Raw genomic sequence first — 14,584 nt, forward strand, 5'->3', positions numbered from 1 at the left:
TCCTGTCCCTCACGATGCTGGCGGGACCGGGGCCGTCTGCCCCGGCGGTCCTTATGCCTCGGCCTCATCCTCGCCATTTTCGGCGATGCGGGCAACGGAAACCACCGTCTCGCCCTCTCCGGTATTGAAGACGCGCACGCCGCCGGCAGAGCGCGAACGGAAGCTGATCCCGTCGACAGGCACCCGGATCGACTGCCCGGTCGAGGTCGCCAGCATGATCTGGTCGTCGCCTTCGACCGGGAAGCTTGCGACCAGTTCACCGCCACGCATGGCCTTGTCCATCGCCATCACGCCCTGGCCGCCGCGCCCGCGCACCGGATAGTCGTGGCTGGAGCTGATCTTGCCCGAGCCCTTGGCGGTGATGGTCAGGATCAGGTCCTCGGCCGCCGACATCTCGGCATAGCGTTCCTGGGTCACGCTGCCCTCGGCCACGGCTTCCTCGTCCTCGTCCGCCTCGGCGCCGTCGTCCAGCGCACCGGCCACGGCGCGGCGCATCTTCAGATAGGCGGCGCGTTCCGCCGGGTCGGCCTCGAAATGTCGGATGACGGACATGCTGACCACGCGGTCGCCCTTGGCCAGCCGGATGCCCCGGACGCCGGTCGAATCGCGGCCCTTGAAGACCCGCACGTCGGTCGTCGGGAAGCGGATCGCGCGGCCCGCCGCCGTCACCAGCATCACGTCGTCGCCCGCCGTCGCCATGCGCACGCCGATCAGCTCGACCCCTTCGGGCAGCTTCATGGCGATCTTGCCGTTGCGCATGACATTGGCGAAGTCCGACAGCGCATTGCGCCGCACGTCGCCGTCCGAGGTGGCGAACACGACCTGATAGTCCTCCCAGTCCTTTTCGGGCGCATCGACCGGCATCAGTGCCGCGATGGAAACGCCCGGGTCGATCGGCAGGATGTTGACGATGGCCTTGCCCTTGGCGGTGCGCCCGCCCAGCGGCAGGCGCCAGGTCTTGAGCCGATAGACCATGCCGTCGGTGGTGAAGAACAGCAGTTCCGTATGCGTGTTGGCGACGAACAGCGTGGTCACCACGTCGTCTTCCTTGGTGGCCATGCCCGACAGGCCCTTGCCGCCGCGCCGCTGGCTGCGGAACTCGGCCAACGCGGTGCGCTTGATGTAGCCGCCCGAGGTGATGGTGACGACCATGTCCTCGCGCTCGATCAGGTCCTCGTCGTCCAGATCGCCCGCCCAGTCGGTGATCTCGGTCCGGCGCGGCACGGCGAACTGGCTGCGCACCTCGCGCAATTCGTCGCTGATGATCGCCATGATGCGGTCGCGCGACGCCAGGATCACCAGATAGTCGCGGATCGACTCGGCCAGGGATTTCAGCTCGTCCGTGACCTCCTGCACACCCAGTTGCGTCAGGCGCTGCAGGCGCAGTTCCAGGATGGCGCGGGCCTGGGTCTCGGACAGGTTGTAGGTGCCATCCTCGTTCACGGGGTGCAGCGGGTCGTCGATCAGCCGCAGGTATTCGACGATCTCATGCGCCGGCCAGCGCCGCTCCATCAGGCGTGCCCGCGCCTCGGCCGCGTCGGCCGAGGACCGGATGGTGGCCACCACCTCGTCGACGTTCGACACCGCGACCGCCAGGCCGCACAGCACATGCGCCCGTTCGCGGGCGCGGCGCAGCTCATAGGCGGTGCGCCGCGCCACGACCTCTTCGCGGAAGGCGATGAAATGGGTCAGGAAGTCGCGCAGCGCCAGCTGTTCCGGCCGGCCGCCGTTCAGCGCCAGCATGTTGCAGCCAAAGCTGGTCTGCATGGCAGTAAAGCGGAACAGCTGGTTCAGCACCACCTCGGCCGTGGCGTCGCGCTTGAGTTCGATGACGACCCGCACGCCAAAGGGGTGGGGTTAATTCACGATCTGATGTCCTATCCTGTTCAGAATCGGAAGTGCTATCATCTTCCCGCGCTTTCTGGTCTCGGAGGCGCTGTTGCGCAAATCATCTGGCGGCCGCAGCTCCCCTTTCGCCGGGTCTTGGCGCGGATGACGACCGACCCGCGCCCTTCCAGATAGGCCTTGCGCGCGCCCGAGCGGCCCAGGATGATGCCGCCGGTCGGAAAGTCCGGGCCCGGGATGATGTCCAGCAGGCGTTCGGTCGGCAGATCGGGGTTGGCGATCAGTTCCAGCGTGGCGTCGATCACCTCGCCCAGGTTGTGAGGCGGGATGTTCGTCGCCATGCCCACGGCGATGCCGCCCGCGCCGTTGACCAGCATGTTCGGAAAGCGCGCCGGCAGCACCGTCGGCTCGCGGTCCTTGCCGTCGTAGTTGTCCTGGAACTCGACCGTGTCCTTGTCGATGTCCATCAGCAGGTAGGCCGAGGGCTTGTCCATCCGCACCTCGGTATAGCGCATGGCCGCCGCGGAATCGCCGTCCATCGAGCCGAAGTTGCCCTGCCCGTCCAGCAGGGGCAGGGACATGGAAAAGTCCTGCGCCATCCGCACCAGCGCGTCATAGATCGCCGCGTCGCCGTGCGGGTGATACTTACCCATGACGTCGCCGACCGGGCGGGCCGACTTGCGATAGGGCTTGTCGTGGGTGTTGCCGGTTTCGTGCATGGCGAACAGGATGCGCCGGTGCACCGGCTTCAGCCCGTCGCGCAGGTCGGGAATGGCCCGGCTGACGATGACCGACATGGCGTAATCGAGATAGGACGAGCGCATTTCGCGCGCGATGTCGATGACCGGCCCGTCATGGGGCATGACGGCACGCTCGGGCGTCCCGTTCTCTGCGGAATCGTCGTCGTTTTCGGGGGTATCAGCCAAAGGATCGCCTCAACATCTTGTTGAAACGCGGTCTATCCCATACCAGCGGGCGGCGCAATCTTTCCGGGCCGGGAAAGCCCGTTCAGGCCAGCCCGCGCTGTCTGTCGCGCCCGCGCAGGCAGGCCAGCCACAGCGCGGCGAGCCCGGCCGAGCAGATCGCGTTCCAGCCCGCCATCGAAATGCCGAACAGGCTCCAGGCGACCTGGTCACAGCGCACGACGGGCGCGGCGTTGATCGCGGCCAGCAGGTCCTGCGTGGACATGGCGGCCAGGTTCGACACGCCCCCCGAACAGTGCTGCGGCCCGGCCCAAAGCTGCATCTCGACCCCGGCGTGATAGACGGCCAGACCGAAGGCCGCCAGCGCCGCGACCAGCCCCAGTGCCGCCAGCCAGCGCCGCCAGCCCAGCACCGCGACCAGCGCGCCGGCCACCGCGGCGGCCAGATGCGGCCAGCGCTGCAGGATGCACAGCTCGCAGGGCGCATAGCCCGCCGCCTGGAACCCCAGAGCCGCCGCCAGCAGCAGCGCCGAGCCGGCGCCCGCGGCCATTCCCATCTGTCTTGGTGTCATCGCAGCCCTCAATGCGGTTTCCAGCGGATCACCCGCCACAGATAGATCGCGACCACCGCCACGATCACCAGCTTGGACAGCGGATCGACGTAATCGGCGACCAGCGCATAGTTTTCGTGCAGCACCAGCCCCGCGACGGTCAGCACCCCCGTCCACAGCGCCGAGCCCAGGACGGTATAAAGCAGGAAGCGCCAGAACGGCATGTTCGACAGCCCCGCCGGGACCGAGATCAGCGTGCGGATCGCCGGGATCATGCGGCCGAAGAACACCGCCGCCGCGCCGTGGCGCTGGAACCAGTCCCGCGCATTGTCGATGTCCGAGGGCGCCAGCGTCAGCAGCCGGCCGTGGCGAGCGGCGAAACGCTTCAGCCGCGCCTCGCCGATGGCGCGGCCCAGATAGTACCAGGCCAGCGTTCCCAGGACCGAACCCAGCGTGCCGACCAGGATGGTCAGGGCCAAAGACAGGTCGCCCCGACCGGCCAGGAACCCGGCCAGCGGCATGATGACCTCGGAAGGGATCGGCGGAAAGATGTTCTCGGCCACCATCAGCAGGAAGACCCCCAGATAGCCCCAGCCCTCGATCGTCGAGACCACCCAGTCGAACATTGCTTCCCCTCGCTTGGCCGCAGGCGCTTGCTGGACGCCGGGGTCGGAACTGTCAAGGCCGCGAAACGGTTGCGGGATGGCGCAATCGCGTTATCACATCGTGACAGGCCGTTACGTGGGAGGGCGGATCATGGAATGGCGGGGCAGGCGGGGCAGCCGGAACGTCGAGGACCGGCGCGGCATGGGACGCGCGGGGGCCGCGGGCGGCGTCGGCATCGTGGGCATGCTGGCGATCCTGGCGGTGGGCTATTTCTTCGGCATCGACATCTCGCCCATGGTGGGCGGGCTGGACGACGGCGGCCAGCCTGGCCAGCCGCGCGAGCTGACCCCCGAGGAACAGGAGGTCGGCCAGTTCGTCAGCGTCGTGCTGGCCGATACCGAGGAGGTCTGGGCCAGCATCCTGCCGGCGCAGGCCGGCGTCGATTACGTCGCGCCGCAGCTGGTGATGTTCTCGGGGATCGACAGTTCGGCCTGCGGCACGGCGCAATCGGCGATGGGACCGTTCTATTGCCCGAACGACCGGACGGTCTATCTGGACACCGATTTCTTCCGGACGATGCAGACCCGGATGGACGCGGGCGGCGATTTCGCCTTTGCCTATGTCATCGCGCACGAGGTCGGCCACCATGTCCAGAACCAGCTGGGCATCCTGGGCCAGACCATGCAGGCCCGCCAGCAATCCAGCCAGGCGGACGCGAACCGCATCTCGGTCATGACCGAGTTGCAGGCCGACTGCTTCGCCGGCATCTGGGCGCGCCAGGCTAACGAGATGTTCGGCACCCTCCAGCCCGGTGACATCGAGGAGGCGATGAACGCCGCCGCCGCCGTGGGCGACGACCGGCTGATGGAAAAGGCGGGCCGCGCGCCCATGCGCGACAGCTTTACCCACGGCTCGTCGGCCGAGCGGCAGGAATGGTTCGACCGCGGCTTCAACTCGGGCGAACTGGCGCAGTGCAACACCTTCAAGGCGGCGGGGCTGTAGCGGCCCCCACATTACGCGCCATCGTCACGGCCGTTGCAGATGCATCCCGCGCGGCCGGTCCATGGTGGCCCAGTCGGGCCACAGGTCGAAATGCTGCATTCCCGCGATGGCGACGCAGGCCGCGACCACCGCAAGCACCAGCTTGACCCGTTTGGCGCTGGGCGGGTTCCGCGCCCAGCGGGAGGCCCGCAGCAGCCAGATGAGGTTGTTCATATGGTCCATACCCTATAGTGCTGCCCGAAACGGAAATCGCCCCGGGACCACGTCTTGCCTCAGCACAGCGACAGCCGCATCCTGCCCTATACCGCCGACCAGATGTATGCGCTGGTCGCCGACATCGAAAGATACCCCGAGTTCCTGCCCTGGAACAGCGCCGCCCGCATCCGCGCCCGCACCTCCGGGCCCGAGGGCAGCGAGGTGGTCGAGGCCGACCTGGTCATCAGCTTCAAGGTGTTTCGCGAACGCTTCGGGTCGCGCGTCACCCTGTGGCCGGACCGGAAGCGCATCGACACCGAATATCTGGACGGCCCGTTCCGCTATCTGAAAAGCGGCTGGAGCTTTGCCGACCTGCCTGCGCCGGAAACGGGCTGCAAGGTCGATTTCTTCGTCGACTTCGAGTTTCGCAACGCCATCCTCGGCAAGGTGATCGGCGTCGTCTTCGGCGAGGCGATGACGCGCATCGTCCGCGCCTTCGAGGACCGCGCCCGCGCGCTTTACGGCGCCGGCTGAGGGCAGGCTAGATGTGCCGGGCGGCCTGCCAGACCTCGTATTCCCGGGCCAGCGCCTTGCGGGCCAGGGCCTCGGTCTCGGGGGAAAGCTCGGTCGTTGCCGGGGGGGAGGCATTGGCGCGTTCCAGCGTGACGGGTGTGCCCAGCCGGTCCGACAGGAAGTCGAGCGCGAGGTCCATCGCCTCGTAGCGATAGACGTGGCGGACTGCGATCCGGTCATCGTGGTCGGTCAGGAAGGCCGACTGCCGGCCCAGACGCGCATAGGCCGGGCGGCGTCCTTCGGACAGGTAGTCGCGCACGAAGCGGTCGAAGCTGACTGTGGCGGTGCTGTTTTCATGCCCGATCAGGTCGTCGCGCAGGCGAAAGCGATACCAGCTGCGCAGCCAGTCCAGCGGTTCGCGCACCACGGCCATGCTTTCGAATTCCGGCCCCCGCAGGGGGGCGAGCAGCGGCTTGATCCGGTTCAGATACTGGCGGTGGGTCAGGTGCTTGATCTCGGGCCGGGCGCGAAAGGCGATCTCGGCCCGCGGCGCAAGCGCCTGTTCCAGCGCGGTCGTCCCGGTCTTGGGGATCGACAGCAGCACGAGCCGCGGTTGGATGAAGATCAGCATGATGCGCCCGGTGTCCGTGGTTCACCCGCGCGGCTTAGCGCGGGAGGGCGGCGCGCTTCAACCTGAAACGGCAACCGTCGCGGTGGTCGGCGGCATCGGCATGGGTATTGGGAAAACGGTGAAGACCGCAGACCGGGTGCAACTTTTCCCCGCCCTGCGCGTAGGGATGCGTCATCATGGAGGAAGCCATGATCGAGCTGTTCTTCGTCGCCTGCCTGATCGCCGAGCCGCGCGTCTGCCACGACCACAGCCTGCTTTTCGTCGAACAGAACGGGCTGTTCACCTGCATGTTGCAGGGCCAGAACGAACTGGCCCGCTGGGTGGCCGCGCATCCGCGCGAGCGCGTGCGGGAATGGAAATGCCGCTATGCGCGCGAGGGCGGTGAGGAGGCCTGACAGGGCGCCGCCCGTTCTGCGCCCATGGCGGGGGGCGGGCAGCCGGCGGGATGGCTGGTGCCCGCCGGCCCGGAGGGCTTAGCGCCGTCCCGCCTCCAGCGCGTCCTCGAAGGTGCGCAGGCCCGTCACCGGGGACTGGACCAGCACCGCCATGTTGCCGGGTTTGTGCTGGTTCTTGTACATCTTCATGTGCGCGGCGGGAATTTCGGCCCAGGGGAACACCTCGGACATGCAGGGATCGAGCCGGCGTTCCAGCATCAGCTTGTTCGCGGCGCTGGCCTGCTTCAGGTGGGCGAAGTGGCTGCCTTGCAGGCGCTTCTGGTGCATCCACATGTAGCGCACGTCGAAGGTGCAGTTGAACCCGGTGGTGCCGGCGCAGATCACCACCATGCCGCCCTTCTTGCAGACGAAGGTCGAAACCGGGAAGGTCGCCTCGCCCGGGTGTTCAAAGACGATGTCGACGTTGTTGCCCTTGCCGGTGATGTCCCAGATCGCCTTGCCGAAACGGCGCACCTCGTTGAACCAGTCCTTGTATTCGGGCGTGTTCACCTTGGGCAGCTGGCCCCAGCAGTTGAACTCCTTGCGGTTGATGACGCCTTTCGCGCCCAGGCCCATGACGAAGTCGCGCTTGTCCTCTTCGCTGATGACGCCGATGGCATTGCCGCCGGCGGCGTTCACCAGCTGGATCGCATAGGACCCGAGGCCCCCCGAGGCGCCCCAGACCAGCACGTTCATGCCCGGTTTCAGTTCGTGCGGCTCGTGCCCGAAGAGCATCCGGTAGGCGGTGGCCAGCGTCAGCGTATAGCAGGCCGATTCCTCCCAGGTCAGGTGGCGGGGACGGCGCATCAGCTGCTGGGCCTGGACGCGGGTGAACTGGGCGAAGCTGCCGTCCGGCGTCTCATAGCCCCAGATGCGCTGGCTGGGCGAATACATCGGGTCGCCGCCGTTGCATTCCTCGTCGTTGCCGTCGTCCTGGTTGCAATGGACGACGACCTCGTCCCCGACCTTCCAGTTCTTGACCTTGTCGCCCACCGCCCAGACGATCCCCGAGGCGTCCGAGCCCGCGATGTGATAGGGCGCGCCATGGCCGTCGAAGGGGCTGATCGGCACGCCGAGCCCGGCCCAGATGCCGTTGTAGTTGACGCCCGCCGCCATCACCAGGACCAGCACCTCGTTGCTGTCGATCGAGGGCGTTTCCACCACTTCGATCTGCATGGCCTTGTCGGGTTCGCCATGGCGTTCGCGCCGGATCGCCCAAGCGTACATCTGCTTGGGGACGTAGCCCAGGGGGGGCATCTCGCCGATCTCGTAGAGATCCTTTTGCGGCGCATCGTAGGGTGCAATGCTGGTCGGTGCGTCGAGGGCCATCCGCTTCTCCTGTCTTGCCGCGATGCAGAATCGGGCTTGCAATGAGGGTATGGTTAGCTGGTGCAGCGCAACATTGCAACAGTTTGACGACGATTGTGCGCAATAATATGACCCATCGGCGCTTTTGTAGCCGCGACGCAGAAACGTCGAGAGGCGGCGCGGGCAGGCGCGGCCGCCGTCCGGAGCGTCCTAGCCGTCCGCCCGGCGCAGGTGCCGCGTCAGGAAGCCCGCCAGATCGCCCAGCACCCGGTCGCCGCCAAAGGCGCCGGTGCCGGACCCTCGCCCTCCAGCAGGGCAAAGTCGATCTCGGCGTGCGGATCGACCTGGCGCCAGGCGTTGCGCAGATGCTCGGCCTGATGGACCGAGACGATCGAATCCCGCATCCCGTGCCGGATCATCAGCGGCGGCAGGCGCAGCCCGTCCGCCAGCGCGGCCAGGCGGCCGACCGGGCCCATCGCGGTCGCCTCCTGCCGGCGCTCGCCCACCGCATAGCCGACCAGCAGCGATTCCACGCTTTCGGGCGAATCGGCCGGGGCGCGCTGACCGGCCTGCCCAGCCGGGCCATGTCGGCGTCCATGCTGCCGAAGTCCATCGGTCCGTAGAAATCGACCACGGCGGCGGGGGCGTTCCCCTCTTGCACCATGCTCAGCGCGGCCGAGACCGCCAGGAAGGCGCCGGCCGAACGGCCGCCCAGCGCCAGCCGGTCCGGCACCAGCCCCAGTTCCCCCGCGCGCGATTGCAGGAAATGCGCCGCCGCCAGCACGTCCTCGTGCTGGGCGGGCCAGCGCGCCTGGTTCGACAGGCGGTAATTCATCCGCGCCACGGCGATGCCTGCCTGCAGCACCTGCCGGGGCACCGCCAACTGGCGCTTTCCCCGGAAAGCCGCCGCCATGACCAGCCGCACCGGGAACGGCCCCCGCCCGTCGGGCCGGTGGATGTCCAGCCGGTTGCGGGGCGAGGCCTGGGCATAGGCCAGATCCGCAAGGCCCGGGGCCTTCTGCGCCTGGCCCAGGGCCGGGGTGGCCAGGGCGCTTGTCAGCACCGCAAGCGCGCTGCGGCGGGTCATCATGCCGGTCTCCTGCCTGTCGTTCGTCGCTTGCGGCAAGGCTAGCATCAGGGCCCGCGCCGCAACAGCGCCGCAGCCGCACCATGCCGTGAAACCTTGGGCTTTTGCTTGATAAGGCTGGGAAACAAGGCCGGGGCGATTCGTGGCGTTCTGGCGACCCCGACGCGGGCCGGCGCCCGCGGCGACACGAACCGCGCGGGGGAATCGGTGCCCCGGCTCAGGACCGCAGCCGCAGATGCTCGGGGTCGTAGAGCGTGCCGCCACCTCGACCGGATAGCGGGCGACGCCCTGGGCGTCGATGTTGTCGGTCATGCAGCATGCGGCAGCTAGGCCGTCTGATGTTCACCCCATGCTGGGGCCATAGGCGATCCAGGTGGGCAGGCCGCCGGCTCCAGGCTGTCGATCAGCGTCTCGCCCGTTTCGGGTCGACGATCGTCAGGACGCCGACGGGATAGCGGGCGCGCCCCGGCCGTCGATGTTGACGGTCATGACCAGCGTGCACAGCTGGGCCGGCTGATGCGGGCGGGCCTTGTATTCCAGGTGCTTGGCCTTGCCGCGGAAATCGGCCTCCTTGACCTCGGGGCGCGCTAGGCCGGCTTCGTGCAGGTTGTATCCGGTGCTCAGCTCCGAATCCTGCACCCGCATCGACTTTTGCAGCCGCCGGCTCGCCGACATAGGAGATGCGGAAGGCGATGACATCCTTGCCGGCGATGCAGACAGGCCGGAAGGCGGCGAAGGGCAGGGCCCTGCCGTCCAGATCGGCGGGATTTCCACCAACTCCTGCAAGCGGGCGCGGGCGTTCGGGCCCCAGGTGGTACGGCCCGGCAATCTCGTAGATCGAGAAATGCGACAGGTTGACGATGCCGCAATCCTCGCTCAGCGCCAGATGCTCGGCGTTCGAGACGCGCCAGAAATGCCGCGCGTCCCATTAGCCGCGGCCATGGATGAAATCCTCGGTCAGCTGATGCGGATGGAAGCGGGCATAGTCGATCCGGTTCACATCCGATGCCCGGCCGTCGGTGATCCAGTCCGCCAGGATCTTGCCGAAGCACGGCGCGTCGCGCACCCGGATCGCCACCGCATACCACAGGCCCCGCACCTTCTGGCTTTCGCCGACCGAGGGCATGCCGCCGTCCGCCGTCACCTGCAACAGCCCGTTGAAGGAACGCGGCTCGTTATAGCCCAGTTCGGCCAGGATCGGTGTCAACTCCATCGCGCGCTCCAGGGGCGCCATGATCTGGTCCATCTCCAGGTCGCGCTGCGCCGGCGACAGGCGGGCCTGGGGCCTCTCCAGAAGGTCGCGGGGGTGGACCAGGCGCGGCGCGTGCTCCTCGTAATAGCCCCATTCGATCATGCCGCCCTCGGCGGTAGTCGGATCGCCCGTGTCGCGCATATAGGCCGAGTTGCCCTGGTCGCGCAGCAGGGGCCAGCCGATGTCCTTGCCGGTGCCGGCGAACTCGGTATGGGGGGCGAAAAAGACCAACGGGTGGTCGATGGGCATCACCGGCAGATCCTCGCCCGCCATCGCCGCCGTCTGGCCCCCCAGATGCCGGTGCAGACGATGACGATATCGGCGCGGATCGTGCCGCGCGGTGTGACGACGCCGCGGATGTGGCCATCCTTGATGATCAGCTCCAGCGCCGGGGTATTGGCGAAAGCGCGCAGCCGGCCGGTCTTTTCGGTGTTTTCCACCAGTAGCCCGGCCACGGTCTGCGACCGCGGCACCACCAGCCCCGCGTCGGGGTCCCACAGCCCGCCCTGGACCATGCTTTCCTCGATCAGCGGGAATTTCTCCTTGATCTCGGCCGGCGTCACCAGGTGCCAAAGGCCTTGCCCGAGGAGATGCGGCGCTTGATCTCCTCCATCCGGGCGTCGTCGCCCACGCGCGCGACTTCAAGCCCGCCGACGCGGGCGTAGTGGCCGAGTCTTTCGTAGAAGTCGATGGAATAAAGCGGTGATGGGCGACCGAGGCGCCAACGATGCCGCCCAGGCCGGCGATGACGATGTTTGCTTTTTCGGGAAACTGCGCATGGATGATCCTCGGGGAACGATGCCGGTCAGGCCAGGGCGCGGGCCGCCGTCTTGAAGCTCGCCGAGCGACATCGACCATACACCCGGCGACGGCGGCGCGCGGACCGACCGGGGGACCACGAAAGCTGCGTCAGCTGGATCTGCCACGACGCCTTTCGCCAGCGTTTCCCGGACCACAGGCTGCGTTCGGACCACCTCTTCGCCCTTGAGGGGCGGCGCGGGTCCTGCGCGGGCGGCAGCGGCGCGGCCGACATGGCGGCCGAGATCGTGCGCCGCCACATCAGCCATCACGCCGAACGCAAGGCCCGGACATCCTGCAGATCGACAAGGCGCGCCGCGCTTCGGGCACGCAGGTGCGCAAACCCCTGTCCATCGCCTGCGATGACCCCCGGCTGCAGGCGGCTCTGATCGCGATGGAGAACAGCAGCGACGGCAGCCTGCAGATGGCCGAACCGGCCCGCCGCGTCGGCCTGTCCCGGCGACAGCTGGAACGGCTGTTCGTGGCGCAGCTGCACGACACGCCGGCCGCCATCTACAAGCGGCTCAGGCTGGACCGCGCGCGCCAGCTGCTGGCGCTGTCGCGATCCCCGCTGACGGAAATCGCCTTTGATCTGGGCTTCGACAACGTCTCGCATTTTGCCCGTCTGTTCAAAAGGACCTACGGCGTACCGCCCGGCCAGTTCAGGTCCGAGGCGCAAGGCGCGCGTGCCGATCCGGGGCTGTCGTCCTGAAGGATCGGCTTGACGGTTCTGTTGGCGGCGCGGAACGGGGGCGTTTGCGCGCGGGCGCCGACGCCGCCGCGACACAAAATCCCGCCCGATGCGCCTTATCCGCTCAAAACTGCTGGAGGTGCCGCATCTTCGGAACCTAAATCCACCCGCGCGGTGGCATGACTTGCCGCATACCAGAATCACGACGACATCAGGAGACCCGATGACCGCCCACAAGATTGCGCTGATCCCTGGCGACGGTATCGGCGTCGATGTGACCGAGGCCACGATGCAGGTGCTGGCGGCCGCAGGCACCCGCTTCGGCTTCACGCTGGAGCCCACCCGCTTCGGCTGGTCCTGCGAGACCTATCTGGCGACCGGCCGGATGATGCCCGAGGACGGGATCGAGCAGTTGCGGCCCTTTGACGCGATCTTTCTGGGTGCGGTCGGCTGGCCGGCCACGGTGCCGGATTCGGTGTCGCTGCACGGTCTGCTGCTGCCGATCCGCAAGGCCTTCGACCAATATGCCAACATCCGCCCGCACCGGCTGCTGCCGGGGGTCGAGGGGCCGCTGAAGGCGGAAGGCTTCGACATCCTCTGCATCCGCGAGAACACCGAGGGCGAATATTCCGGCGCCGGCGGCCGCGTCCACCAGGGCCGCGACAACGAGGTCGCCGTGGAAACCGCGATCTTCACCCGCAAGGGGGTCGAGCGCATCCTGCGCTTCGGGTTCGAGCAGGCGCGGGCGCGCAGGAAGCACCTGACCTCGGTCACGAAATCGAATGCGCAGAAATATTCGATGGTGTTCTGGGACGAGGTGACGCGCGAACTGGCCGCCGAATATCCCGACGTGACCGTCAGCCCCATGCATATCGACGCGATGGCCGCCAAGATGGTGATGGCGCCGCAGGACCTGGACGTGATCGTCGCCTCGAACCTGTTCGGCGACATCCTGACCGACCTGGGCGCGGCGATCCAGGGGGCTTGGGCTTTGCGGCCTCGGCCAATATCTGTCCCGACCGCAGCGGTCCCTCGATGTTCGAGCCGGTGCACGGCTCGGCCCCGGACATCGCAGGCCAGAACATCGCCAACCCCATCGCCGCGATCTGGTCGGGCGCGATGATGCTGGAGCACCTGGGCGAGAAGGCCGCCGCCGAGGCGGTGCTGGCCGCCGTGCAATCCGCGACCGCCAGGGGCATCGGCATCCGCCCCGGCACGCACGGCACCGATCAAATCACGGCGGCAGTCCTGGCCGCGCTGGAGGAGCAAGCATGAACCAGATGAGCCCGAACGCACGCGACATCCGGGCCGCGCTGAAGGACCCGGACCTGTTCCGCGAAGCGGCGCTGATCGACGGCGAATGGCTGGCGCGGGCCGACATGGAGGTGCTCGACCCCGCCACCGGCGCCGTGCTGGGCCGGATGCCGGACTGCACCGCGGCCGAGACGCAGCGGCCATCGCCGCCGCCGAAACGGCGATGAAGGTCTGGAAGGCGCGCACCCATGCCGACCGCGCCGACCTGCTGATGGCCTGGCACCAGCAGATCCTGGACCATGCCGACGACCTGGCGCTGATCCTGACCCGCGAACAGGGCAAGCCCTTGGCCGAGGCGCGGGGAGAGATCGCGTATGGCGCCAGCTTCCTCGCTGGTTCGCCGAGGAAGCGCGGCGGATCAACGGCAAGATCATCCCCTCGCCCGTGCCGGGCAAGAAGATCTTTGCGATGAAGGAGCCGGTGGGCGTCTGCGCCATCGTCACGCCGTGGAACTTTCCCCTGCGATGATCACCCGCAAGGTCGCGCCGGCGCTGGCCGCGGGCTGCACGATGGTCATCAAGCCCTCGGACTTCACCCCCTATTCGGCGCTGGCGCTTGGCGAGCTGGCGGAACGCGCCGGCATCCCGGCGGGCGTCCTGAACATCGTGACCGGCCGGCCCGAGGCGATCGGCGGCGCGCTGACCGCAAGCCCCGTCGTGCGCAAGCTGTCCTTCACCGGCTCGACCCGCGTGGGCGCCCTGCTGGCCGAGCAATGCGCGCCGACGCTGAAGAAGATGTCGCTGGAACTGGGCGGCAACGCGCCCTTCATCGTCTTCGACGACGCCGATCTGGACGCCGCGGTCGAAGGCGCGATGGTCAGCAAGTTCCGCAATGGCGGGCAGACCTGCGTCTGCGCGAACCGCATCCTGGTGCAGTCGGGCATCCACGACGCCTTCGTCGCGGCGCTGGCCGCCCGCGTCGACGCGCTGAAGGTCGGCCCCGGCACCGAACCGGGGGTCCAGATCGGCCCGATGATCAACCCCGCCGCCATCGCCAAGATCGAGGCCCATATCGACGACGCGCTGTCGCAAGGGCGCAACCCGCGCCACCGCCAAGCGCGACCTAGGGGCAATTCGCCGACCGACGGTGCTGTGGGCGCGACCCCGCGATGCGGCTGGCCTCCGAGGAGACCTTCGGCCCGATCGCGACTGTATTACAACTCGTCCCGGAAGAATCGCGGCGGTCGCCAACGGCATCGGTTGCGGCTTGGCGGCCTATCTCGTATCGCGACTTGGCGTGCCTTCCGTTCGGCGAGGCGCTGGAGGCCGGGCTGGTCGGCCTGAACACCGGCGCGGTCTGCCACGCCGAGGCGCCCTTCGGCGGCGTCAAGGCCTCGGGCCTCGGCCGCGAGGGCGCGCAGGAGGGGATCGAGGAATACCTGGAAACCAAGGCGTTCCATTTCGGCGGGCTGTAAGCCATCCTGCCCCGCCACCTG

At 68.0% G+C, this 14,584-nt stretch carries 14 protein-coding genes and 4 pseudogenes; 6 read left to right on the forward strand and 12 right to left on the reverse strand.

All coding sequences use genetic code 11. From position 1 onward, the window contains the following. Window positions 1-51: 51 nt before the first annotated feature. The 4 genes and pseudogenes from DPM13_RS10960 to DPM13_RS10970 all read right to left on the reverse strand — a co-directional run. A pseudogene (locus tag DPM13_RS10960) lies at window positions 52-1,848 on the reverse strand (DNA gyrase C-terminal beta-propeller domain-containing protein); the annotation flags it as partial. A gap of 116 nt (window positions 1,849-1,964) precedes the next feature. Continuing rightward, window positions 1,965-2,771: pseudogene (locus tag DPM13_RS26990) on the reverse strand (DNA gyrase subunit A); the annotation flags it as partial. Window positions 2,772-2,853: 82 nt separating this feature from the next. Further along, complete coding sequence (locus DPM13_RS10965; RefSeq protein WP_080621715.1) at window positions 2,854-3,339, reverse strand: disulfide bond formation protein B; 486 nt, start codon at window positions 3,337-3,339, stop codon at window positions 2,854-2,856. A gap of 8 nt (window positions 3,340-3,347) precedes the next feature. Then, window positions 3,348-3,944, reverse strand: coding sequence for a DedA family protein (locus tag DPM13_RS10970; RefSeq protein ID WP_028719903.1), 597 nt, complete (start codon window positions 3,942-3,944; stop codon window positions 3,348-3,350). A 130-nt stretch (window positions 3,945-4,074) separates the two neighbouring features. Here DPM13_RS10970 and ypfJ point away from each other — a divergent pair, with 130 nt between their 5' ends. Continuing rightward, window positions 4,075-4,926 (forward strand): KPN_02809 family neutral zinc metallopeptidase, encoded by an 852-nt coding sequence (ypfJ, locus tag DPM13_RS10975; RefSeq protein WP_112888015.1) that lies wholly within the window; start codon window positions 4,075-4,077, stop codon window positions 4,924-4,926. A gap of 24 nt (window positions 4,927-4,950) precedes the next feature. Here ypfJ and DPM13_RS10980 read toward each other — a convergent pair whose 3' ends face one another. Further along, window positions 4,951-5,139 carry a hypothetical protein gene (locus DPM13_RS10980; protein WP_112888758.1) on the reverse strand — a complete coding sequence of 63 codons (189 nt, stop codon included), beginning with the start codon at window positions 5,137-5,139 and terminating at the stop codon, window positions 4,951-4,953. A gap of 54 nt (window positions 5,140-5,193) precedes the next feature. Here DPM13_RS10980 and DPM13_RS10985 point away from each other — a divergent pair, with 54 nt between their 5' ends. After that, a complete protein-coding gene (locus tag DPM13_RS10985) occupies window positions 5,194-5,655 on the forward strand; it encodes a type II toxin-antitoxin system RatA family toxin (protein ID WP_112888016.1) in 462 nt (153 codons plus the stop codon). A 7-nt stretch (window positions 5,656-5,662) separates the two neighbouring features. On the opposite strand, the gene DPM13_RS10990 is transcribed toward DPM13_RS10985, so the two are convergent. Further along, window positions 5,663-6,265 (reverse strand): sulfotransferase family protein, encoded by a 603-nt coding sequence (locus tag DPM13_RS10990; protein ID WP_112888017.1) that lies wholly within the window; start codon window positions 6,263-6,265, stop codon window positions 5,663-5,665. 188 nt (window positions 6,266-6,453) lie between these two features. Here DPM13_RS10990 and DPM13_RS10995 point away from each other — a divergent pair, with 188 nt between their 5' ends. Next, window positions 6,454-6,660 carry a hypothetical protein gene (locus DPM13_RS10995; RefSeq protein ID WP_080621717.1) on the forward strand — a complete coding sequence of 69 codons (207 nt, stop codon included), beginning with the start codon at window positions 6,454-6,456 and terminating at the stop codon, window positions 6,658-6,660. Window positions 6,661-6,738: 78 nt separating this feature from the next. Here the strand turns inward: DPM13_RS10995 and ccrA are convergent, their stop codons facing one another. The 6 genes from ccrA to DPM13_RS23155 form a co-directional block, all read right to left on the reverse strand. Beyond that, on the reverse strand, window positions 6,739-8,028 hold the full coding sequence (gene ccrA, locus DPM13_RS11000; protein WP_028719897.1) for a crotonyl-CoA carboxylase/reductase: 1,290 nt from the start codon (window positions 8,026-8,028) through the stop codon (window positions 6,739-6,741). A gap of 218 nt (window positions 8,029-8,246) precedes the next feature. After that, window positions 8,247-8,483, reverse strand: a complete 237-nt coding sequence (locus DPM13_RS11005; RefSeq protein WP_112888018.1) for a hypothetical protein — start codon at window positions 8,481-8,483, stop codon at window positions 8,247-8,249. Continuing rightward, window positions 8,426-9,097: an alpha/beta hydrolase gene (locus tag DPM13_RS11010; protein ID WP_189654639.1), complete on the reverse strand. Its 672-nt coding sequence runs from the start codon at window positions 9,095-9,097 to the stop codon at window positions 8,426-8,428. The genes DPM13_RS11005 and DPM13_RS11010 overlap by 58 nt, the downstream gene beginning before the upstream one ends. Before the next feature lie 432 nt (window positions 9,098-9,529). Further along, window positions 9,530-9,733, reverse strand: a complete 204-nt coding sequence (locus DPM13_RS23145) for a hypothetical protein (protein WP_223251959.1) — start codon at window positions 9,731-9,733, stop codon at window positions 9,530-9,532. 289 nt (window positions 9,734-10,022) lie between these two features. After that, window positions 10,023-10,619: an FAD-binding oxidoreductase/lyase gene (locus DPM13_RS23150; protein ID WP_223251960.1), complete on the reverse strand. Its 597-nt coding sequence runs from the start codon at window positions 10,617-10,619 to the stop codon at window positions 10,023-10,025. Continuing rightward, window positions 10,595-10,909 (reverse strand): FAD-dependent oxidoreductase, encoded by a 315-nt coding sequence (locus DPM13_RS23155; RefSeq protein ID WP_223251961.1) that lies wholly within the window; start codon window positions 10,907-10,909, stop codon window positions 10,595-10,597. Before DPM13_RS23155 ends, DPM13_RS23150 begins: the two co-directional genes overlap by 25 nt. Window positions 10,910-11,478: 569 nt before the next feature. Between DPM13_RS23155 and DPM13_RS11025 the strand changes: the two genes are divergently transcribed. From DPM13_RS11025 to DPM13_RS26995, 3 genes and pseudogenes are all read left to right on the forward strand, one after another. After that, window positions 11,479-11,856, forward strand: a complete 378-nt coding sequence (locus DPM13_RS11025; protein ID WP_112888020.1) for a helix-turn-helix domain-containing protein — start codon at window positions 11,479-11,481, stop codon at window positions 11,854-11,856. Window positions 11,857-12,058: 202 nt separating this feature from the next. Continuing rightward, window positions 12,059-13,110: pseudogene (locus DPM13_RS11030) on the forward strand (tartrate dehydrogenase). Window positions 13,111-13,115: 5 nt separating this feature from the next. Further along, window positions 13,116-14,563: pseudogene (locus DPM13_RS26995) on the forward strand (NAD-dependent succinate-semialdehyde dehydrogenase). The last annotated feature ends 21 nt before the right edge of the window (window positions 14,564-14,584 follow it).

The sequence above is a fragment of the Paracoccus mutanolyticus genome (assembly GCF_003285265.1).
GTDB classification, from domain to species: Bacteria; Pseudomonadota; Alphaproteobacteria; order Rhodobacterales; family Rhodobacteraceae; genus Paracoccus; species Paracoccus yeei.